Consider the following 21,984-nt stretch of genomic DNA (forward strand, 5'->3'; position numbering starts at 1 on the left):
AAATCACCATAAAATTTATTTATGAGTTAAAGGGGTGTCTTAATTAGGGCTTAACAACCACGTTTTTAGTGAGGTCTTCATGAAGCTGATCCAGTGCGCTAAAGTCGGCGTCCGGATATTTGCGTTGTAACGCTAGTTTTAAAATCCGTTTGGCGAGGGCTTCATTACGGGCCAAAATGGGACCGTGGAAGTAAGAGCCAAACGTGTTTTTATAAATGACACCCTCGGTTTGGTCTTGGCCATTATTACCATGACCTTGAAGGACGTCACCAAGTGGGCGTTCGCCCTTACCAAGAAAAGTCGTGCCGTTATGGTTTTCAAAGCCGTAATAAGTCTGACCCGTTTCAGCGTTTTTAATGGTGATATTACCAATGAAGCGATTATTGTCTTGACTCAACGTGTAGTGGTCCAAGGCAGCAATTCCCGGAATCTTTTCGCCGTGGGCACCGATGTAGTAGTGACCGAGCATTTGAAAACCGCCACAAATGGCTAGGAAGGGACCCCCGGCTTCAATGTAGTCCGTTAGTGGCACTTTCTTCGTTTGTAAATCTTTTGAGACGATCGTTTGCTCGTAATCTTGGCCGCCACCGAATAACACAAAGTCATATTTAGCCGGGTCAAATTGGTCGTCTAAACTGATCAGTTCGGTGTTGATCGTGGCGTCGACGGCTTTCGCATAATAGCCCATCGCTAAAATGTTGCCAATATCACCATACGTGTTCATTAAGTCGCCATATAAATGTGCGGCGTTTAAGGTGTATGTCATGTTAGGCCATCCCCCCATCAATAATGCCTTGACTAGCAAGTTGTTTACGCAATTGTAGCATCGCGGTATAAGTGGCGACGACGTAGACTTGTTGCGTTGGTAATTTTTGAATTTCAGCGGTCATGTTTGTCAAATCAGGCACAATGGTCAGATCCTTGGTTGGCACGCCAGCGACCTTCAAACGGAACGTGATGTCACGATAACGTTCACCACCACTAATATAAGCCGGAACGTTCAGTTTGGGTAACTGCTCGAAATCGCCATCCCAAATCCAACTCGTATCAATGCCGTCCGCATAATTCGCATTCAGCAAGGCGGCGAAGGAGAAGGGGCGGTCGTCCGTACTAATCATTTGCAAGACTTGATTCAGTCCAACCGGATTCTTGACTAAGATCAAGGTCACAGCTTTGTCGCCTACGTGAAAAATTTCTTGGCGGCCAAAGACTTGTTCATCGTTTTCGCTGAGCGCGTGAGAGATTTTAACTGGATTAACGTCCATGAAACGACCAACGGCATAGGCAGCTAAAGCATTATAAATGTTATATTGACCACCAATATTTAGATGCATCGTCTGGCCGTTGATTTCGAAGTCGGATGACGTTGGGGTCATCTTGGTCAGGGCATTCAATTTATAAGTTAATTGTGGCCGTTCAAAACCACAGTGCGGGCAGAAATACTTGCCCATATTGCTATAAGTCCGACGGTGATAGTGCAAGATATGCTGACAAACCGGGCAAAGCAGGCCATCGGTATTGGCCGGTGCTTGCTCGTCAGCATCAGGTTGGTAATCAAAGCCATAATATAAAATTGGATTTGGCAACTTTTTCGAATGAAAGAGTGGTAAATCACCATTTGCGATGATGGTCGCATCGGGTGCCAAGGCGACGCCGTCTAAGATTTTTTGATAAGTGGTATAAATTTCACCATAACGATCCATTTGATCACGGAAAATATTCGTGAAGACAAAGGCTTTCGGCGTAATATACTTAGTTACCATAATCACATTGGCTTCGTCGACTTCCAAGACGGCTAACGGTTTTTGATGCGATTTTGGCGCAGTTAAAAAGGTCGTGACAATCCCTTGTTTCATATTGGAGCCACTCGGATTAGTTAAAATGTCTGGATATTGTTCTTTTAACACTTTGACAGTGAGGGCGGTCGTCAAGGTTTTACCGTTGGTGCCGGTAATGACGATCACATCGTAATTTTTGGCAAGCTGTTTTAAAATAGCTGGATCAAGCTTTAACGCGAGTTTTCCAGGTAGCGAACTTCCGCCGCCACGAAAGGTATGCAAAAACCAATAGGCGGACTTTCCAGTCCAAGTTGCCACGGTACTTTTGATTGACATAATTATATGAACCCCTAACTGTATAAATAAAAGCTGACTTTTGCAGCTGTTCTCTCAAGTATTTTATACTGAACGCTTATAAAAGAAAAGCGTTTGTCCCGCTTATCACCTGCATTTACGAAATCATTAACCCTTTTTCGCGGTTGGTTGCTGAAATTAACGTTTAAATCAGCTATAATTAAAAAGAATATGGGTTTGAAAAGGGGACCGAGAAGCTTGGCACAGTTATTTTTTCGATATGGCGCAATGAATAGTGGGAAAACCATTGAAATTTTGAAAGTTGCTCACAACTATGAAGAACAGAATAAATCCGTCATTATTATGACGAGCGGATTAGACAGCCGTGATGGAGTTGGCTACGTGGCGAGTCGCATCGGTTTGAAGCGGGAAGCCATGCCGGTATTTGACGAGACGAACGTTTATGACGTCGTGAAAGCAACCAATCCGGATGCCGCTTGTGTCTTAATTGATGAAGCCCAATTTTTAAAGAAACATCATGTTTTGGAACTAGCACATGTCGTGGACGAGTTAAATATTCCAGTCATGACATTTGGGCTAAAAAATGATTTTCGAAATGACTTATTTGAAGGTAGCAAATACCTGTTGTTGTATGCGGATAAAATTGAAGAGATGAAGACCATCTGCTGGTTTTGTCGTAAAAAGGCCATTATGAATTTACGCTTTCATGATGGTGAACCAGTTTATGAAGGCGAGCAGGTGCAAATTGGTGGCAATGAAACTTATTACCCCGTTTGCCGTCGTCACTACTTCTATCCACCGAAATTAACGAAGTGAGGAATTAACCAAGTATGGATAAATTTTTTGATAAATTACAAGCGGTTGCCGATCGGTATGAAGAACTCGGTGAATTGCTAAGTGATCCAGAAGTCATCGCTGACTCTGATCGCTTCATGAAGCTTTCTAAAGAAATGGGAAGTATTCGCGAAACGGTCGAAAAGTATAACCAATATAAAGACGTGACGAGCCAAATCGCTGAAAACGACGACTTATTGCGTGAAAAACTTGATGATGACATGAATGCCATGGTCAAGGAAGATTTGAAACAGTTGAACGCGCAAAAAGAGACCCTTGAACACGAAATTACCTTACTGATGTTGCCACAAGATCCTAATGATGATAAAAACATCATCATGGAAATTCATGGCGCTGCTGGTGGTGATGAAGCGAGCTTGTTTGCTGCTGACTTGTTCAACATGTATTCCAAGTATGCGGAACGTCAAGGCTGGAGCGTGGAAGTCGCTGACCGTAATGAAACTGAAGTCGGTGGCTTTAAAGAAATCGTTTTAATTATTTCAGGAAATAAAGTTTATTCTAAACTGAAATATGAGAGTGGCGCACATCGGGTTCAACGGGTGCCAGTTACGGAATCTGCCGGTCGGGTGCATACGTCAACCGCGACTGTTGGGATAATGCCAGAAGCCAAAGATGTTGATATCAAGTTGGAACAAAAGGATATTCGAGTCGACGTGTTCCGGTCATCTGGTGCCGGTGGTCAGCATATTAACAAGACGTCTTCCGCTGTCCGCATGACTCATTTGCCAACTGGGATCGTCGTTTCGATGCAAGATCAACGGTCACAACAACAAAACCGGGCGAAAGCCATGGAAATTTTGCGGGCGCGGGTCTACGATTATTACCAGTCACGTGAACAAAACCAATACGATGCTGAACGGAAGTCGGCCGTTGGGACCGGGGATCGTTCAGAACGAATTCGGACTTACAATTATCCACAAAACCGGGTGACTGATCATCGCATCGGCTTGACTTTGAACAAGTTGGACCGCATCATGAACGGTGAATTAGACGAAATCATCGACGCCTTAGTTTTGGCGGATCAAACTAAAAAGATCGAGCAGTTAGCGAATGACTAAGTTACCGGAAAAACCAACGTATTTTGAAGCCCAGCAGTGGGCTTCTTTTTGTCTAAAAACGGCAACCTTACCCGTTGATAGCGGTCGCTTTTTATTGTTAGGCTTGAGTCAACTCGATCAGACGCAATTACTGGTTCATTATCGTGAACAGTTGCCGGCAGCGTTGTGGCAAGCTTACCAAGCGGCAATTAAGCGAGTGGTGGCTGGTGAACCAGCCCAATACGTCCTTGGTCGTGCGCCATTTTATGGCCTCGAGCTGGATGTGACGCCCGCGGTGCTGATTCCACGGGTGGAGACAGAGGAATTAGTGGACTGGCTCTTAACGGATGAAGCGGACGTGACTGACTTGTCAGTGTTAGATGTCGGGACCGGCTCCGGCGCAATTGCGTTAGCGTTGAAGCAGGAACAGCCAAACTGGCAGTTGACCGCGAGCGATATTTCGGCAGCGGCCCTAACCGTTGCCGAGGCGAATGCGGCCCGATTAAACTTAACCGTTAGTTTTCAGCAGAGTGATTTGTTCGCTCAACTCGGAGATCAACGGTATGATGTGATTGTCAGCAATCCACCGTATATCGCCGAGAACGAGAAACCAGTGATGGATGCGAGTGTGCTTAATTATGAACCGCAGCAGGCGTTATTTGCTGAACATGATGGGTTAGCAATTTATGAACAACTGGCACGGCAAGTTGCGTCGCATTTAACCGCACACGGCCGGTTGTATTTGGAATTTGGTTATCATCAAGGGCCAGCGATTCAAGCGTTATTTGCAACTGCATTACCTGAGGCCACGGTGACGCTGCGCCAAGATATGGCTGGTCATGACCGGATGCTTCGAGTTGTCCTGTAGCTAGTCACAGATAAAAAAGAAGGATTGAACAATATAATGGAAACTAAAGTTTTTAAACCCGCAGAAGTCGCTGCGGCAGCTAAATTGATTCAAGCAGGTCAGCTCGTGGCCTTTCCAACCGAAACCGTGTACGGCTTAGGTGCCGACGCGACCAACGTCACTGCAGTTAAACAAGTCTATCAAGCAAAAGGTCGGCCAAGTGACAATCCGTTGATTGTACACGTGGCGGATGTTGCGACGGTCGAACGCTTTGCCAAACCGTTATCACCCGCGGCAAAGAAGTTAATCAAAGCCTTTTGGCCGGGGCCGCTGACAATGATTTTCAACTTGAAGCCTGACGCCTTAGCGCCCGAGGTGACTGGCGGCTTAACAACGGCAGCGTTTCGAAACCCCAATAATGAAGCAACCTTGAACTTGATTCGAGCAGCTGGGACCCCAATTGTCGGGCCTTCCGCGAATACGTCAGGCAAACCTAGTCCGACGACCGCCCAACACGTTTTACATGATTTGGCAGGAAAAATCGCCGGGATCTTAGACGATGGTCCAACTCAGGTTGGGGTCGAATCAACGGTCTTAGATCTTTCAGGCCAGCAACCGGCGATTCTACGGCCTGGTGCCGTCACGGCCTCGGCAATCGAAGCAGTCATTGGTGAGCGCGTGTTGACTGAACAACATCACGTGGGTGCGACGGAAGTCCCTAAGGCGCCCGGAATGAAATACAAACACTATGCGCCGGACGCCCAAGTCTATATTGTGGATCATCGTAGCGATTGGCCAGCGGCTTTGGCTTGGGCTGGCAAGCAATCAATCCAGATGGGCGTCATGGCGACTGATGATATTTTAGCTGAGAATCAACTACCAGTAAATTGCGAACGATTTTCTCTAGGATTAGATGTTCAATCGGCAAGCCGAGAATTATTTGCGGGACTTCGGCACTTTGATACCGAAACTGAAATTAAAGATATTTTGTGCCAAGCCTTTGATGATCAGGGGTTAGGTGCTGCCTACATGAATCGATTAAATAAATCAGCCGGTCAAACTCATTTTAGTGTATAATGATTGAAATCGGGAAAACCCGAAAGTTGTCACTTGCGAAATGGAGGAGAATTATTCATGAATTACCAAGAACAAGATCCAGAAGTTTGGGCTGCAATTAGTAAGGAACAGGCGCGCCAACAACATAATATTGAGTTGATTGCGTCAGAAAACATTGTGTCTAAAGGTGTAAGAGCTGCGCAAGGCAGTGTTTTGACGAACAAGTACTCCGAAGGCTATCCTGGTCATCGTTTTTACGGTGGAAATGAATTTATCGATCAAGTGGAAACCTTAGCGATTGAACGGGCTAAGAAATTATTTGGTGCGGAATATGCGAATGTGCAACCACACTCTGGTTCACAAGCCAATGCCGCGGCCTACATGGCATTGATTCAACCGGGGGACCGCGTTATGGGGATGTCTTTAGACGCTGGCGGCCATTTAACGCATGGGTCAAGTGTCAACTTTTCGGGGAAATTATACGATTTTCAAGGTTACGGCTTAAATCCAGAAACGGAAGAATTGGATTATGACGCGATTTTAGCGCAAGCTAAGGCCTTCCAACCAAAATTAATCGTGGCTGGGGCATCTGCGTACAGTCGCCTGATTGATTTTGCGAAATTCCGTGAGATTGCGGATGCAGTCGGCGCCATGTTGATGGTTGATATGGCCCATATTGCTGGTTTAGTTGCGGCTGGCTTACATCCCAATCCAGTTCCTTATGCGGACGTGGTCACGACGACAACGCACAAAACATTGCGCGGCCCTCGTGGTGGGATGATCTTAGCTAAGGCGGAATACGGTAAGAAGATCAACTCTGCCGTTTTCCCTGGCAATCAAGGTGGCCCGTTAGATCACGTGATTGCGGGTAAGGCAGTGGCATTTGGCGAAGATTTACAACCTGAGTTTAAAACGTATGCCAAGCAAATTATTGCGAATGCGCAGGCTATGGCGGCAGTCTTTAATGACTCTGACTTAGTGCGGGTTATTTCAGGCGGGACTGATAACCATTTGATGACGATTGATGTGACTAAATCCGGTTTAAACGGTCGGCAAGTGCAAGACTTGTTAGACACGGTTTACATTACGGTCAACAAAGAAGCGATTCCAAATGAAACATTGGGAGCCTTTAAGACTTCTGGCATTCGTTTAGGAACGCCAGCAATTACGACCCGTGGCTTTAACGAAACGGATGCGGCCAAAGTGGCAGAATTAATTCTTCAAGCACTGAGCGCGCCCGAAGATCAAGCAAATTTGGATGCGGTGAAGGCCCAAGCTTTAGCCTTAACGGCAGCCCACCCAATTGATGTCGACTAATTAAAAATGAATTTGAAGCGACTGGCGAAATGCTGGTCGTTTTTTTATTCCTGTAAATATAAACAGAATTATTCGATTTTTTACGAGTTTTTCATAACTAATCACGCAGAGCCCTAGTTTTTTGTCGATAAATTAGCTACAATAGAAAGAAATCACTAAGGAGCGTGCACAGAAACATGGGTAAGTTTGAGGTTTTGAATCATCCGCTCATTCAACATAAGTTAACGATCATTCGGGAAAAAGAATGTGGGACAAAAGTATTTCGGGAAATGGTCAACGAAATATCCACATTGATGGCTTACGAAGTTTCACGTGATATGCCATTAAAGGATATTGAAATTGAAACCCCAATTACAAAGACGACTCAGAAAACTTTGGCAGGTAAAAAAGTCGCAATTGTGCCGATTTTACGTGCCGGTTTAGGGATGGTCGATGGCGTCTTGAACATGATTCCAGCTGCTAAAGTTGGTCATGTCGGGATGTATCGTGATGAAGAAACGCTGAAGCCAGTGGAATATTTCGTCAAGTTGCCAAGCGACATTTCGCAACGTCAATTATTTGTCGTTGATCCAATGTTAGCTACTGGTGGGTCAGCCATCATGGCGATGGACATGTTGAAGAAGCGCGGTGCTAGCAACATTAAGTTTATGTGCTTAGTTGCCGCTCCAGAAGGTGTTAAGGCACTTCAAAAGGCACATCCAGACGTTGATATTTATACAGCAGCGCTTGATGATCATTTGAACGAAGACGGCTATATCGTGCCAGGCTTGGGCGATGCCGGTGACCGGTTATTCGGTACGAAGTAATTAATTGAATTTATCGAAATCTCGTTGGCAACTTGCTGGCGGGATTTTTTGCTTCTAAGTAAAGGTTGAAAGAGAAAAATCGCTAATAATTACCGCCATGTCAATGATTAAGGCGTGAAGATTAGCTGACATGGCCGCTTCCAGTCGTCACTGATAACATGCGGCCGTGGGACCGGGTCAAGCCTGAGGAACGTCTTGGCCCTCGCCCAGAACCCTTGCACAAATCGCAAGTGTCCCGGACCGTCCGTGGCGTAACGCCGGCAAGAAACATGCCGACCCAACGCCACCATCACGGCCGATGCTATCGGCGGCGACTTTCAGCTAATTTAACTGTTTTTAGGTTAGGATTTAGCGGAAGCGGAATTACCACTAATTTGGAAGTGTCTGTTACCTATATGACAGTATTTACAAGCCCTTTTATTCTTTCAACTTTCAGTTTCTAAGTAAAAGGGCTCATGAGTACCGCTGTAGCTGTGAAAATCAGCTTCCGGTTGTCACTGATGTACTGATGTCATGCGAGCGAGGAACCGGGAGAAGCCTTAAAAGGCGGTCTTCTCCCTCGCATTGTGCAATGTATGCTTTGGATTGAATTACAACTAATAGTGCCTCTTTGAGGGCGATTTTAGTAAAAAGGGTGCTAATGTTTTGGGTTCTATGAAAAAAGTTATTAACCAACTTTGGAAAATCATTTCTAAATCAGAAATGATTTTTCTACCATAATATATGATAATTGTCGCATCGCTTTAAACGGTTCTAAATGTCGATATAATCCATTTTAAAACTAATTGACCAATTGGCTTGAAGCTACTGGTAATCATTGTGTGTCGACGTATTTAAACGAAAAATGCAGTGAGAGGACGACTGAACACTTGACTCAAAGCGATAACGATGGCTTTCAAAGGAAGAATTAGCATAGCCGTGAGGGGGCTTCGTTTGGGGCTCAGCCGTGGCGTTTGACTTAGCGCGGGTCTTGTCCGCGGTTAGTCAAAAACCAGCTTTTGAGACCGCCCTTTGGCTCAAAACTGGTTCATGGCGTTCCAGCCCCAAACGAATCCCCCGGTAGGCGGAAATTAGCAGGATTCGTGAATTAATTGATGAGCTGGAACTTGAATGAAAGACTTAACAGTAATGAATTTAGAGAAAACGAAGGAAAACTTGACACTTACCCATAACCAACCGCTATTGACAAAACAAATCAACTCAAGTAAACTTATTTCAATTAAACAGTTCCTTTAATTTAGCTCAGAGAGGCTGAAAAGGATTTGATCGGATCTTCACCATGAAATGGTGGAGCCAATTCAGACAGACCAGCCGCTTTGAGTGGGGGTCTGTCTTTTCTTTTGACTAAAAATTCATCGTGAGGGGTGCATTATGGCAAAGCAAAAACCATTTCATAATGATGATGTCGTACTCGACATTCATGACCGACCAAAATTTGGTAGTTGGCTCGGGTTATCAATTCAGCATTTATTTTCCATGTTCGGCTCGACCGTCCTAGTCCCAATCTTGGTCGGCTTAAATCCTGGGATTGCGTTATTCAGTTCTGGGGTTGGGACCTTGATGTACATTTTAATTACCCGGCACAAGATTCCCGCGTACATGGGTTCTAGTTTTTCTTTCATTGTCGTCATGCAATCATTGATGAAAACGGCGGGGTATCCGGCGATTGCGCAAGGGACTGTTGCGGTTGGCTGTGTTTACTTATTGGTCAGTCTCTTGGTCACGTTGATTGGTTCCGACTGGATTGACAAGGCCTTGCCACCAATCGTGGTTGGACCAATTGTCATGGTGATTGGGTTATCACTGGCGAGCACCGCGGCTAAAGACGCGACAATTAATGGTAATAACTATGATATTCGCTTCTTTGCGGTTGCCATGTTAACCATGATTTTAACGGTCATCTTTAATATGTATTTACGTGGTTTTATGAGCCTCGTACCAATCTTATTAGGCATTGTCTCCGGCTACTTAATTGCCGTATTGTTCGGGATTGTTGATTTTACCCCCGTAATGCAGGCAAAATGGTTTGCCTTGCCTAATTTCCAAATTCCATTCATTAATTATCATCCTGGGATTTATTGGGGCGCAATTTTTAGTATGGCACCAATTGCCTTTGTCACGATGTCGGAACATATGGGTCACATTATGGTCTTAAACAAATTGACCAAGCGGAATTTCTTCAAAGATCCAGGCCTGAGCCATACCTTAGCTGGTGATGGGACGGCGTCAATTATTGCTGGGTTCGTTGGGGGCCCGCCTGTGACTTCTTATGGTGAAAATATTGGTGTCTTGGCCATCACGAGAGTCCATAGTATTTATGTCCTTGCTGGGGCGGCATTCTTCGCGATTGTTTTCAGTTTTGTGGGCAAATTATCTGCACTGATTCAGAGTATTCCTTCACCAGTCATTGGTGGGGTCAGCTTTCTCCTTTTCGGGGTCATTGCTTCCAGTGGGATGCGAATTCTAATTGATAATAAAATTGATTTTAATTCAAAAAGAAATTTAATGATTGCTTCTGCCGTGTTGGTCATTGGAATTGGTAACGCCTATTTACAAATTGGTAGTTTTCAATTTAGTGGGCTAGCAGTTGCGACCGTGTTAGGAATTATTATGAACTTAGTGCTGCCAAAGACGGCGGTTAATGAGAAGTAAGCGGAAACATCAAGATGTAAAAAATGAAAATATGTGAAACTTCATGAAAATTCCACGGTATCAAAGCGGCTAAAGCCCTGATATCGTGGGATTTTTAACAAGTGACCAAATAATGAAATTGTTTTGAATTTTTAGGTTAGTGGTGGTATTATTACCATTGTATTTTAATTAGAGGTGACTCTAATTTACTATTTCATGTTTCGATACAATTGACGTTAATTGTTCCACACGTTATGGTTATCGTGTACACCGAAATTAAGGAAAAGAGGTGATATTCAGTGGGTGATCCAGTTCCTACGGTCAAATTCCTTGGGTTGACGTTTAATATCGCGAATGACATTTCGATTTTACTCACTTGTTTAATCGTGTTCATGTTTGTCTTTTTATTGTCGCGGCATTTGGCGTTGAAGCCCAAGGGTGGGCAAAATGTGCTGGAGTGGCTCATCGAGTTCACGAACGGCATTGTCAAGGGGTCGATCAAAGGTAATGACGCGGGACACTTCGGGTTATATGCATTCACGTTGTTCCTATTCATCTTCGTCGCTAACCAGCTTGGCTTGTTTCTACACGTCCAGGTCGGCCAGTATACGTACGTTAAAAGTCCAACCGCAGATCCGATTGTGACGTTGACGTTGTCATTTATGACAGTGGCGTTAGCGCATGCTGCTGGCGTACAAAAGAAGGGTATGAAGGGTTATCTTAAGGAATACACTTCACCATTCCTTGTATTCTTGCCGATCAACATTTTCGAACAGTTTACCGACTTCCTAACTTTAGGACTCCGGTTGTTCGGGAATATCTTTGCTGGTGAAATGCTATTGAGTAAGGTTGCGACTTTAGCAACCGGTGGGGGTAGTTGGTTCAGTTACGTCTACTCCTTCCCAATTGAATTTCTTTGGCAAGGCTTCTCAGTATTTATCGGGAGTGTTCAAGCATTCGTGTTTGTCACCTTGACTTCAGTTTATATTTCTCAAAAAGTATCGCCTGAGGAATAGTCATTTTCAGTTTTTTTAATTTTAAGGAGGATACACAAATTATGGGAGCAATTGCTGCAGGTATTGCTATGTTTGGTGCCGCTTTAGGTGCCGGTATTGGTAACGGTTTGGTTATTTCAAAGATGCTTGAAGGTATGGCCCGTCAGCCAGAATTATCTGGACAATTACGGACTAACATGTTCATCGGTGTTGGGTTAATTGAATCAATGCCAATCATTTCCTTCGTTGTTGCCTTGATGGTTATGAACAAGTAATCATTGGTCAACGAGTTCATTTTAATGAAAATGAAAGAAGGAGGTGTCATTAGATGCTCTCGCATTTAATTCTCGGTGCATCATCCAGTTTATACCTTGGCGATATGTTATTTATTGCGATTAGTTTTATCGTTTTGATGGCGTTGATTGCGAAAGTTGCTTGGAACCCAGTCACAAAAATGATGGGCGAACGGGCGGACAAAATTGCCAACGATATTGATTCAGCGAAGAAGTCTCGTCAAGAGGCGACTGATTTAGCTGAACAACGGCGTGAAGCCTTATCACATTCACGGAGCGAAGCGAGCGATATTGTCGCTGATGCTAAGCAAAGTGGTGAGAAGCAACGCACGACGATTGTCGCTGACGCTCAAAACGAAGCTACGCAGTATAAACAAAACGCGCGTAAAGATATTGAACAGGAGCGTCAAGATGCCTTAAAGAACGTCCAAGCTGACGTGGCTGATATTTCAGTTGAAATTGCTTCTAAGATTATTAAGAAGCAATTGGACCCTGAAGGCCAACAGGCATTAATCAATTCGTATATTGAAGGGTTGGGAAAGCATGAGTCTTGATAATCTTACAATTGCAAATCGCTACTCAAAGGCACTCTTTGAACTTGCAGTTGAAAAAGATCAGACCGAAGCATTCCTGGCTGAATTAAAACAATTACGGGAAGTCTTTATTGATAATCCGCAATTGGCAGAGGTCCTTTCAGGATCATTGCTCTCGGTTGATCAAAAGCAGACAACGTTGTCAACTTTGACTGACCATGCTTCAGAATACATTAAAAACTTTATTCAAATGTTGTATGATTACGGCCGCATGTCGAATTTGGTCGCCATTATCGACGCGTTTGAGCAACGTTATGATGAAAGTCATAAGATAGTGCATGCCGAAGTAACGTCCGCGGTCAAGTTGTCAGATGAGCAAGCTAATGCCATCGCAGCAGCGTTTGCCAAGCGTGTGGGCGCCGACAGTGTGAAGTTATCGCAAAAAGTCGACACCGCAATTATTGGTGGCGTGATTGTCCGTTCAAACAATCAAACGTTTGATGGCAGCGTCGCTTTACAATTAACGAACTTAAGACGAGCACTCATCAACAATTAAAAAGTCTTTTACGAAGAGGTGAAACTTTTATGAGCATTAAATCTGAAGAAATCAGTGCTCTAATCAAACAACAATTAGAAAGTTATCAAACTGAGCTCTCAGTTGCTGAAACGGGTACGGTCACCTATGTTGGTGATGGGATTGCCCGGGCACATGGACTCGACAATGCCTTACAAGGTGAATTGCTCGAATTCAGTAACGGAGTTTACGGGATGGTACAAAACCTTGAAAGCAACGATGTTGGTATCGTTGTTTTAGGTGATTTTGATGGTATTCGTGAAGGCGATACTGTTAAGCGGACTGGCCGCATCATGGAAGTTCCTGTTGGGGAAAACATGGTTGGTCGGGTCGTTAACCCATTAGGTCAGCCAATTGATGGTTTAGGTGAAATTAAAACGTCACATACACGACCAATTGAACACAAGGCGCCTGGGATTATGGAACGTCAATCAGTTAGTGAACCATTACAAACTGGGATTAAGGCCATTGATGCCTTAGTACCAATTGGTCGTGGCCAACGTGAATTGATTATCGGTGACCGTAAGACTGGGAAGACGTCTGTTGCCATTGATGCCATTTTGAACCAAAAAGACCAAGATATGATTTGTATCTACGTCGCAATTGGTCAAAAGGACTCAACGGTACGGTCACAAGTTGAAACGCTTAAAAAGTATGGTGCGATGGATTATACGATCGTCGTGACTGCCGGTCCTTCTGAACCAGCACCATTACTTTACTTGGCACCATATGCCGGCGCAGCGATGGGTGAAGAGTTCATGCATAATGGCAAGCATGTTTTGATTATCTATGATGATTTATCAAAACAAGCCACGGCTTATCGTGAACTTTCATTGATCTTACGTCGTCCTCCAGGTCGTGAAGCTTATCCTGGGGATGTTTTCTACTTGCATTCACGTTTGCTCGAACGGGCCGCTAAGTTGAACGATGATTTAGGTGGCGGGTCGATGACGGCGTTACCAATCATCGAAACGCAAGCTGGGGATATTTCCGCTTATATTCCAACCAACGTGATTTCGATCACCGATGGTCAAATCTTCTTGGATAGTGATTCATTCTATTCAGGTGTTCGGCCAGCCATTGACGCCGGGGCTTCAGTTTCTCGGGTTGGTGGGGATGCACAAATCAAAGCGATGAAGTCTGTTGCTGGGACTTTACGTTTGGATTTGGCTTCTTTCCGTGAATTGGAATCATTCTCACAATTCGGTTCAGACTTGGATGCGGCAACGCAAGCTAAGTTGAACCGTGGTCAACGGATCGTGGAAGTTTTGAAGCAACCTGTTCATTCACCATTAAAGGTTGAAGAACAAGTTATGATTTTGTATGCCTTAGCTAATGGTTACTTGGATAAAGTTGCCATCGAAGACATTGCCCGTTACCAAACAGAAATGTTTGATTTCGTTCACAGTAATCATCAAGACTTGTTCGATACGATTGTCTCAACGAAGAAATTACCAGATGCTGACCAAATCAATGGCGCATTAGATGAATTTGCAGAACAGTTCCAAGCAACTGCCGCTGCTAAGTAGTAAATGGCTGAAAAGGATGGTGAGTAGTGCATGGCAGAATCATTAATGGATGTCAAGCGCCGGATTGACTCAACCAAGAAGACCCATCAGATTACGTCAGCAATGCAAATGGTTTCGACATCTAAGTTGAACCAGATTCAAAAGCATACTGGCACCTATCAGGTGTATGCTTCAAAAGTTGAAAGCATCGTTTCACATCTTGCCAAAGCTCATCTGATGTCAGCGAGCGCTGGTGTTCCGAACAGTAATTCCAATACCATTTCGGTTAGTGAATTATTGGCTCAACGCCCCGTTAAACGCACCGGTTTATTAATCATTACCTCTGATCGAGGGTTGGTGGGAAGCTATAATTCGAACGTCTTGAAACAGACGAACGACTTTATGCGTCAACACCAATTAAATGCTGATAATGCCGTCGTGTTAGCGGTTGGTGGCACTGGTGCGGATTTCTATAAGAAGAACGGCTTAAACGTTGCCTATGAGTATCGTGGCGTTTCAGACGTCCCAACTTTTAAAGAAGTCCGTGAAATCGTTAAAACAGTGACCTCGATGTACCATAATGAAGTCTTTGATGAATTGTATGTTTTCTATAATCACTTTATCAACCGTTTATCTTCCGGATTCCGGTCAGTTAAAATGCTACCGATTTCTGAAGAAACGTTTGCGCAAAGTGAAAAGGATAACCGTCCAGCCAAAGACAGTCGAGTTGATGTCGGTCCCGAGTATGAAATGGAACCTTCAGAAGAAGCAATTTTGTCGGCCGTGTTGCCACAATATGCTGAAAGCTTGGTTTATGGTGCAATCTTGGATGCCAAAACTGCTGAACATGCCTCATCGTCAACGGCGATGAAGGCGGCATCAGATAATGCTGGCGATTTAATTGATAAGTTGAATCTGAAATATAACCGTGCGCGTCAAGCTGCCATTACGACGGAAATCACCGAAATTACTGGTGGTTTGGTTGCGCAAGAATAACGAATTTGGGAGGAATTAACGACTAATGAGTACAGGTAAAGTTGTACAAGTTATTGGACCCGTTGTCGACGTTGAATTCTCTCTAAACGACAAGCTACCTGATATTAATAACGCCTTGCTCATCCATAAAGATGGCGAAGAGACCTTAACGGTTGAAGTTTCGCTTGAATTAGGTGATGGGGTTGTTCGGACCGTCGCAATGGATGGTACGGATGGCTTGCGCCGTGGGATGGCCGTGGAAGACACTGGTTCTTCAATTACGGTTCCCGTTGGTAAGGAAACGTTAGGTCGGGTATTTAACGTTTTAGGAGAAACCATTGATGGTGGTCCAGAATTCGGTCCAGATGCAGAACGGAACCCGATTCATCGGGATGCCCCTGCATACGATGAATTAATGACCAGTACAGAAGTATTGGAAACTGGGATTAAAGTTATCGACCTGTTAGCCCCATATGTTCGTGGTGGTAAGATCGGGTTGTTCGGTGGTGCCGGTGTTGGTAAGACCGTTTTAATTCAGGAATTAATTCATAACATTGCCCAAGAACATAACGGGATTTCCGTCTTCACCGGTGTTGGTGAACGGACTCGTGAAGGAAATGACCTTTACTTCGAAATGAAGGCCTCTGGCGTGTTGAAGAACACGGCCATGGTGTATGGTCAAATGAACGAACCACCTGGTGCCCGGATGCGGGTTGCCTTGACTGGGTTAACGATTGCGGAATACTTCCGTGATGTTGCTGGTCAAGATGTCCTCTTGTTTATTGATAACATCTTCCGGTTTACCCAAGCTGGTTCTGAAGTTTCGGCCTTACTTGGTCGGATTCCTTCAGCCGTTGGTTACCAACCAACCTTGGCGACTGAAATGGGTCAATTACAAGAACGAATCACGTCAACCAAAAAAGGTTCTGTTACGTCGATTCAAGCCGTTTATGTGCCAGCCGATGATTATACCGACCCTGCACCTGCAACGACTTTCGCCCATTTGGACGCAACGACTAACTTGGAACGTTCTTTGACTGAACAAGGGATTTATCCAGCCGTTGATCCATTGGCTTCATCATCAATCGCTTTGGACCCATCAATTGTTGGGCAAGAGCATTATGAAGTTGCCACGGAAGTTCAACGGGTCTTGCAACGTTATCGTGAATTGCAAGATATCATCTCAATTTTAGGGATGGATGAATTGTCTGACGAAGAAAAGACCACCGTTGCACGTGCACGGCGGATTCAATTCTTCTTGTCACAAAACTTCTTCGTTGCTGAAAACTTTACGGGCCAACCTGGCTCATATGTGCCAATCAAGGAAACTGTTAAAGGTTTCAAGGAAATTCTTGAAGGCAAATATGATGACTTACCAGAAGATGCGTTCCGTCAAGTTGGTAAGATCGAAGATGCGGTCGAAAAAGCGAAATCGATGGTCACTGATTAGGAGGGGTTAACATGGCTGACAATGCAAGCTCATTAACCGTTAGCATCGTTACTCCAGACGGTCAGGTCTATGAAAGTAAGACGCCAATGTTAATCGTTCGTACGATTAACGGCGAATTAGGAATTTTGCCGAACCATATTCCCATGATTGCTTCTTTAGCAATTGATGAAGTTCGAATCAAGCAACAAGAATCAGATCAGGAAGACGATGAAATTGCCGTTAATGGTGGTTTTGTTGAGTTCAGTGATAATGTTGCCACGATTGTGGCGGATAGTGCTGAACGTCAGAACGATATTGATGTTGCCCGGGCCGAAAATGCCCGGAAACGAGCTGAAAGTCGGATTCAAGAAGCCCAACAAAAGCATGATGATGCTGAGTTGGCGCGGGCACAAGTCGCATTGCGGCGTGCCGTGAACCGATTGCATGTGGCTCACCGGTAATCTTTCTCGAAGACGTTTTATCATACCAAAATCAAAGTATCTACAGCCGATGGTTGTGGATACTTTTTTTGCAACTAAAAAAGTAAGCCCATATAGATTAGTTAAGTGTTGTCGCTTCCGGTTGTGGCTGATAACATGCGGTCGTGGGACCGGCCTGAGCCAGGCACGTCTCAGGCCGATCCCGGAACCCTTTCAAAAACCGAAAGTGTCCCGGTCCGTCCGTGGCGTAATGTCGGTAAAAACCAGCCGATGTAATGCCACCATCACGACCGATGGGATCAGTCGCAACGGCCAGCTAAAGTTTAATGGGATATGGAGAACAGGATTTTAGCGTGTTATTTTCGTGACAATTTTGTTGATTACGACAAGTGTCGTTGCCGCAGTGCTGGTGATGGTTGCTATCTGTGAGTTTGACGATAAGTTGTTTGTTAGTTAACTAATCACGAGATTAGAATATGAAGCGTTTACATCATCACTTGGCTTAAAACGTGTAAACTAGTTGAAGGACAGTCTCAGTGGTCGAAAGCCACTTCCTTTTAATTTCATCATGCAATGATTTGCTACTAAGAAGTCGGCTTAGGTTGGCTACTTGTTACTAGCAAGTGCTATTTAGTTAACTAATCATAGCCAGATGACAAAATGTTAAAAATGTAACACTTTTGTAAAATGTAATATTTATTCGTTAAGGGTTTATGTTATGATGATTAGGAAACTACTAGGGCTACCAACTGATTTCGCGATATTGTTGTGGCGGAATCAGCGGATTTTTTTAGTTGTAGTTTATGCGTATTTGGATTGCTTTTTGGGGCACACAATCGTTTTAATTGTGTGCCCGGTCGTAAGTATCGGCTAGGACTGAAATTGCTTGTCGAACCCAATCAAGGCGGCTAGCAGTGACTGAGGTCTTTGTAAGCGACTTAAGTGGCATCCAAAATTTTGCAAGCTGGTTTTGTTTATTATCGTTTGTGATGGAGGGTTATCCATGGAGGAAATTGTAGTTCATGGCGGTCATCGTTTGACAGGTAATGTCCATATCGAAGGTGCCAAGAATGCAGTATTGCCAATTCTAGCGGCTGGGTTGCTGGCTAGTTCAGGCACGACACATTTAACAAATGTGCCCGTATTATCAGATGTTTTCACGATGAATAGTGTGTTACGTTTTTTGAATACTAAAGTTGATTTTGATGAAATTAATAAAACGGTTGATATTGATGCCAGTCATCAATTATCAGCAGAAGCACCGTTCCAATACGTTTCAAAGATGCGCGCTTCCATTGTTGTGATGGGGCCGCTGTTAGCACGGTTAGGGCACGCGAAGGTTGCGATGCCTGGTGGCTGTGCCATTGGATCACGGCCGATTGATTTGCACCTAAAGGGGTTGAGTGCTTTAGGTGCCGAAATTGAACAGCATGATGGCTACGTGGAAGCTCGTGCTAGCCAATTACATGGTGCGTCAATTTACTTGGATTTTCCAAGTGTCGGCGCGACGCAAAATATTATGATGGCCGCAACGTTAGCCAAGGGAACGACGACCATGGAAAACGTGGCCCGAGAACCTGAAATTGTGGACCTAGCCAATATCTTGAATCAGATGGGTGCGAAGGTTACGGGTGCGGGTACCGAAACGATTCGGATTGAAGGGGTTCCTGCCATGCACGGCTGTGAACATAGTATCGTGCAAGATCGAATCGAAGCTGGGACGTTCATGGTCGCAGCTGCGGTAACGCAAGGCAATGTGCTCGTTGAAGATGCAATTGCCGAACATAACAAGCCCTTGATTTCTAAAATGCGCGAGATGGGTGTCACGGTTACTGAAGAGGTTGCTGGGATTCGGGTCATTGGCCCATCGAAGTTGAAGCCAACTTCAGTTAAAACGATGCCGCATCCAGGTTTTCCAACGGATATGCAACCACAAATGACCATTTTGCAGCTATGTGCTCAGGGCACAAGTTTGCTGACTGAAACGGTCTTTGAGAACCGGTTCATGCATCTTGAGGAATTACGGCGGATGAACGCAGATTTTAAAATTGAAGGACGTTCCGTGATTATGTATGGCCCAACTGATTTTAATGGTGCCCAAGTCACTGCGACCGATTTACGGGCAGCAGCTGCTTTGGTCATTGCTGGCTTGGTCAGTCATGGTTATACGGAAGTCACTAATTTGAAGTATTTGGATCGTGGCTACTTTAATTTTCATGGTAAATTGGCACAGTTGGGTGCAGAAATTGAACGGATTGATGTTCCTGATGAAGCCGTCTACGCGTTGAATCCTGATTTTGCCCATGAAGCGGCCGAATAGGATGAAAAAATAGCTTACAAAACCTTCAAAATGCGATAAACTCGTGTTTGAAGGTTTTTTTATGAAAAAAGTCATTCAGGAGGAACAGTATGTTCATAAATATTATTGATAAACACATCTCATTAAAACCAACGGAAGTGGCGGATGCCGAACCATTGTTTGATTTGGTCGATGCGAATCGTCAACATTTAAAGCCCTGGATGCCTTGGGTCGATGCGACGGCGACGGTTGCCGATGAACGCCATTTTATTGAAACGATGTTAACTAAACAAGCCAAAGCTGAAGTTTTCATTGCCACGATCGTCGTTGACGGTGAAGTGGCTGGTATGATTGATGTCCATAACATCAGTGCGGTAAATCATCATGGCGAAATTGGTTATTGGCTAGGCCAAACGGTCGTGGGTAAAGGTGTGATGACCAAAGCGCTTGAACGAATTGAAGAAATTGCGTTTACCGAACTGGACTTGCACAAGTTGAACTTGGCTGCGGATGTTGCGAATGACCGTAGTCGTGCGGTGGCAGAACGTCGCCAATACCATTTGGACGCCACCTTGCCTGAGAATATCTTAATCAATGGGCAATACAAGGATGAGGCAATTTATTCAATCACCGTTGACGAATGGTCTAAGCGCCGCGACGACTAGAACACGCGTTAAGTCTCGAAATTGAAAGGGGCAATTACCGCAGGCGACTAGTTCGCAGGCGGTATTGAGTATGCTATAATGAAAAGTTGTATAACTGCAAGTTTGAGAGGAGCAAAAACATGGCTTTAGATATTGGTATCGACTTAGGTACTGCCAATGTTTTGATTTATGTATCAGGGAAGGGCATTGTGTTAAATGAACCATCTGTCGTTGCCATTGATACGAACACGAATCAAGTATTAGCAGTCGGGTCGGAAGCCTATCAAATGGTTGGGAAGACCCCTAGCAACATTCGGGCAATCCGACCATTGAAGGACGGGGTAATTTCAGACTTTGATGTTACCGAAGAAATGTTGTCTTATTTCATTAAAAAATTAAATGTCCGTGGCATTATGTCACGCCCAAGTATTATGATTTGTACACCAACGAATACCACCGAAATTGAACGCAAAGCGATTTTACAAGCCGCTGAAAAATCTGGTGGGAGTAAGGTCTATTTGGAAGTTGAACCGAAAGTCGCTGCAATTGGCGCCGGCATGGACATCTTCCAACCACGTGGTAATATGGTCATCGACATTGGTGGTGGGACTAGTGATATCGCTGTGTTATCTTTAGGCGATATTGTGGCTAGCAGCTCATTGCGGCTAGCTGGCGACCGGATGAATCAAGATATTGCCAACTACGTTAAAGACGAACATCATTTATTAATTGGCGAACGGACTGCTGAAAATGTTAAGATTCAGATTGCCCAAGTCTTCAAGCAAGACGATGATGACGATCAAGTCATGCAAGTTCGTGGTCGTGATACGGTTACCGGGATGCCACGTTCGATTGATTTGGATTCTAATGAAGTCGAAGTTGCCATTCATGATACGTTGATGCAGATTGTGTCGACAGCCCATCATGTCATGGAAACTTTACCACCAGAAATTTCTGCCGATATTATTGATCGCGGGATTATGTTGACCGGTGGGGGCGCGTTACTACGCGGCTTAGATCAATTAATTAGTGAAAACTTAAAGGTTCCAGTGATGGTTGCTGAGCACCCCTTGAATAATGTGGCGCAAGGTGCCGGAATCTTATTGGAACATATGCAAAAGAGTCAGAAAAAATAATTGGCGATGAAACACGTCTTAATCAGCAGTATTCGCTGGTATCAACGGGCGATTTCTGCGTTTTCGCCGGCACACTGTCGCTATTGGCCAACTTGTTCTGCCTACACGATCGAAGCCATCGATCGTTTTGGCGCTGCACGAGGTGGCTTGATGGGGGTGGCGCGAGTTTTACGCTGCCAACCCTTTGTTAAAGGTGGCTTTGATCCAGTGCCAGCGAAATTTTCATTACGTCGTAATCCGGCCTTTAAGGAGGAAAAGTAATTGTCAAACAAAGATAAAGCAGTTTCAGTAACGCTTAATGAAACTAAGGTGAATGATCAGACCATCACCGAAGTTTTAATCGGCAAACAAGTGATTGGTCAAGTGACTCAAACGGGCGACCGATTTGACGCTGAGTTGTCGAGCGATACGCAACCTTTTGCGCATACAAAATCGTTCGATGAAAGTTTACAAGAAGTCATTTCAGCGTACCACTTACACAAAGGCTAATTTTTAGTTAACCTTCAACCTGGTTCC

At 44.5% G+C, this 21,984-nt stretch carries 22 protein-coding genes; 20 read left to right on the forward strand and 2 right to left on the reverse strand.

Features of this window, described 5'->3' with window-relative positions; all coding sequences use genetic code 11:
• Nucleotides 1–43 precede the first annotated feature (43 nt).
• Nucleotides 44–766, reverse strand: coding sequence for a type 1 glutamine amidotransferase (locus FFM74_RS00510; protein WP_137624703.1), 723 nt, complete (start codon nt 764–766; stop codon nt 44–46).
• A 1-nt stretch (nt 767) separates the two neighbouring features.
• Nucleotides 768–2,114 (reverse strand): Mur ligase family protein, encoded by a 1,347-nt coding sequence (locus FFM74_RS00515; RefSeq protein WP_137624704.1) that lies wholly within the window; start codon nt 2,112–2,114, stop codon nt 768–770.
• A 216-nt stretch (nt 2,115–2,330) separates the two neighbouring features.
• Between FFM74_RS00515 and FFM74_RS00520 the strand changes: the two genes are divergently transcribed.
• The 20 genes from FFM74_RS00520 to FFM74_RS00615 all read left to right on the forward strand — a co-directional run bounded on the left by FFM74_RS00520 (nt 2,331) and on the right by FFM74_RS00615 (nt 21,957).
• Nucleotides 2,331–2,909 (forward strand): thymidine kinase, encoded by a 579-nt coding sequence (locus tag FFM74_RS00520; protein WP_137624705.1) that lies wholly within the window; start codon nt 2,331–2,333, stop codon nt 2,907–2,909.
• Nucleotides 2,910–2,923: 14 nt separating this feature from the next.
• Nucleotides 2,924–4,006: a peptide chain release factor 1 gene (gene prfA / locus FFM74_RS00525; RefSeq protein ID WP_137624706.1), complete on the forward strand. Its 1,083-nt coding sequence runs from the start codon at nt 2,924–2,926 to the stop codon at nt 4,004–4,006.
• On the forward strand, nt 3,999–4,853 hold the full coding sequence (prmC, locus tag FFM74_RS00530) for a peptide chain release factor N(5)-glutamine methyltransferase (RefSeq protein WP_137624707.1): 855 nt from the start codon (nt 3,999–4,001) through the stop codon (nt 4,851–4,853). The genes prfA and prmC overlap by 8 nt, the downstream gene beginning before the upstream one ends.
• 36 nt (nt 4,854–4,889) lie before the next feature.
• Nucleotides 4,890–5,909, forward strand: coding sequence for an L-threonylcarbamoyladenylate synthase (locus tag FFM74_RS00535; RefSeq protein WP_137624708.1), 1,020 nt, complete (start codon nt 4,890–4,892; stop codon nt 5,907–5,909).
• A 57-nt stretch (nt 5,910–5,966) separates the two neighbouring features.
• Nucleotides 5,967–7,205: a serine hydroxymethyltransferase gene (locus FFM74_RS00540; protein ID WP_137624709.1), complete on the forward strand. Its 1,239-nt coding sequence runs from the start codon at nt 5,967–5,969 to the stop codon at nt 7,203–7,205.
• A 176-nt stretch (nt 7,206–7,381) separates the two neighbouring features.
• On the forward strand, nt 7,382–8,011 hold the full coding sequence (gene upp / locus FFM74_RS00545; RefSeq protein WP_137624710.1) for a uracil phosphoribosyltransferase: 630 nt from the start codon (nt 7,382–7,384) through the stop codon (nt 8,009–8,011).
• 1,371 nt (nt 8,012–9,382) lie between these two features.
• Complete coding sequence (locus tag FFM74_RS00550) at nt 9,383–10,663, forward strand: uracil-xanthine permease family protein (protein WP_137624711.1); 1,281 nt, start codon at nt 9,383–9,385, stop codon at nt 10,661–10,663.
• Between the two features lie 278 nt (nt 10,664–10,941).
• Nucleotides 10,942–11,658, forward strand: a complete 717-nt coding sequence (gene atpB, locus FFM74_RS00555) for a F0F1 ATP synthase subunit A (RefSeq protein ID WP_137624712.1) — start codon at nt 10,942–10,944, stop codon at nt 11,656–11,658.
• Between the two features lie 41 nt (nt 11,659–11,699).
• Nucleotides 11,700–11,912 carry a F0F1 ATP synthase subunit C gene (gene atpE / locus FFM74_RS00560; RefSeq protein ID WP_003639224.1) on the forward strand — a complete coding sequence of 71 codons (213 nt, stop codon included), beginning with the start codon at nt 11,700–11,702 and terminating at the stop codon, nt 11,910–11,912.
• A 53-nt stretch (nt 11,913–11,965) separates the two neighbouring features.
• A complete protein-coding gene (gene atpF / locus FFM74_RS00565; RefSeq protein WP_137624713.1) occupies nt 11,966–12,484 on the forward strand; it encodes a F0F1 ATP synthase subunit B in 519 nt (172 codons plus the stop codon).
• Nucleotides 12,474–13,019, forward strand: a complete 546-nt coding sequence (atpH, locus tag FFM74_RS00570) for an ATP synthase F1 subunit delta (RefSeq protein WP_137624714.1) — start codon at nt 12,474–12,476, stop codon at nt 13,017–13,019. The genes atpF and atpH overlap by 11 nt, the downstream gene beginning before the upstream one ends.
• Nucleotides 13,020–13,048: 29 nt before the next feature.
• Nucleotides 13,049–14,566, forward strand: coding sequence for a F0F1 ATP synthase subunit alpha (atpA, locus tag FFM74_RS00575; protein ID WP_137624715.1), 1,518 nt, complete (start codon nt 13,049–13,051; stop codon nt 14,564–14,566).
• A gap of 30 nt (nt 14,567–14,596) precedes the next feature.
• Nucleotides 14,597–15,541 carry a F0F1 ATP synthase subunit gamma gene (locus FFM74_RS00580; RefSeq protein WP_137615596.1) on the forward strand — a complete coding sequence of 315 codons (945 nt, stop codon included), beginning with the start codon at nt 14,597–14,599 and terminating at the stop codon, nt 15,539–15,541.
• 25 nt (nt 15,542–15,566) lie between these two features.
• Entirely contained in the window at nt 15,567–16,970 is a 1,404-nt protein-coding gene (gene atpD, locus FFM74_RS00585) for a F0F1 ATP synthase subunit beta (protein WP_137624716.1), read from the forward strand.
• An 11-nt stretch (nt 16,971–16,981) separates the two neighbouring features.
• Nucleotides 16,982–17,410 (forward strand): F0F1 ATP synthase subunit epsilon, encoded by a 429-nt coding sequence (locus FFM74_RS00590; RefSeq protein ID WP_137624717.1) that lies wholly within the window; start codon nt 16,982–16,984, stop codon nt 17,408–17,410.
• Nucleotides 17,411–18,392: 982 nt separating this feature from the next.
• Nucleotides 18,393–19,709, forward strand: coding sequence for a UDP-N-acetylglucosamine 1-carboxyvinyltransferase (gene murA / locus FFM74_RS00595; RefSeq protein ID WP_137624718.1), 1,317 nt, complete (start codon nt 18,393–18,395; stop codon nt 19,707–19,709).
• Nucleotides 19,710–19,798: 89 nt separating this feature from the next.
• Nucleotides 19,799–20,353: a GNAT family N-acetyltransferase gene (locus FFM74_RS00600; RefSeq protein WP_137624719.1), complete on the forward strand. Its 555-nt coding sequence runs from the start codon at nt 19,799–19,801 to the stop codon at nt 20,351–20,353.
• Nucleotides 20,354–20,472: 119 nt separating this feature from the next.
• Nucleotides 20,473–21,468, forward strand: a complete 996-nt coding sequence (gene mreB, locus FFM74_RS00605) for a rod shape-determining protein (protein ID WP_137624720.1) — start codon at nt 20,473–20,475, stop codon at nt 21,466–21,468.
• A 6-nt stretch (nt 21,469–21,474) separates the two neighbouring features.
• A complete protein-coding gene (yidD, locus tag FFM74_RS00610) occupies nt 21,475–21,729 on the forward strand; it encodes a membrane protein insertion efficiency factor YidD (RefSeq protein ID WP_137624721.1) in 255 nt (84 codons plus the stop codon).
• Complete coding sequence (locus tag FFM74_RS00615; RefSeq protein WP_137624722.1) at nt 21,730–21,957, forward strand: DUF2969 domain-containing protein; 228 nt, start codon at nt 21,730–21,732, stop codon at nt 21,955–21,957.
• Nucleotides 21,958–21,984 lie beyond the last annotated feature (27 nt).

This window comes from Lactiplantibacillus pingfangensis (genome assembly GCF_005404945.1).
GTDB lineage: Bacteria > Bacillota > Bacilli > Lactobacillales > Lactobacillaceae > Lactiplantibacillus > Lactiplantibacillus pingfangensis.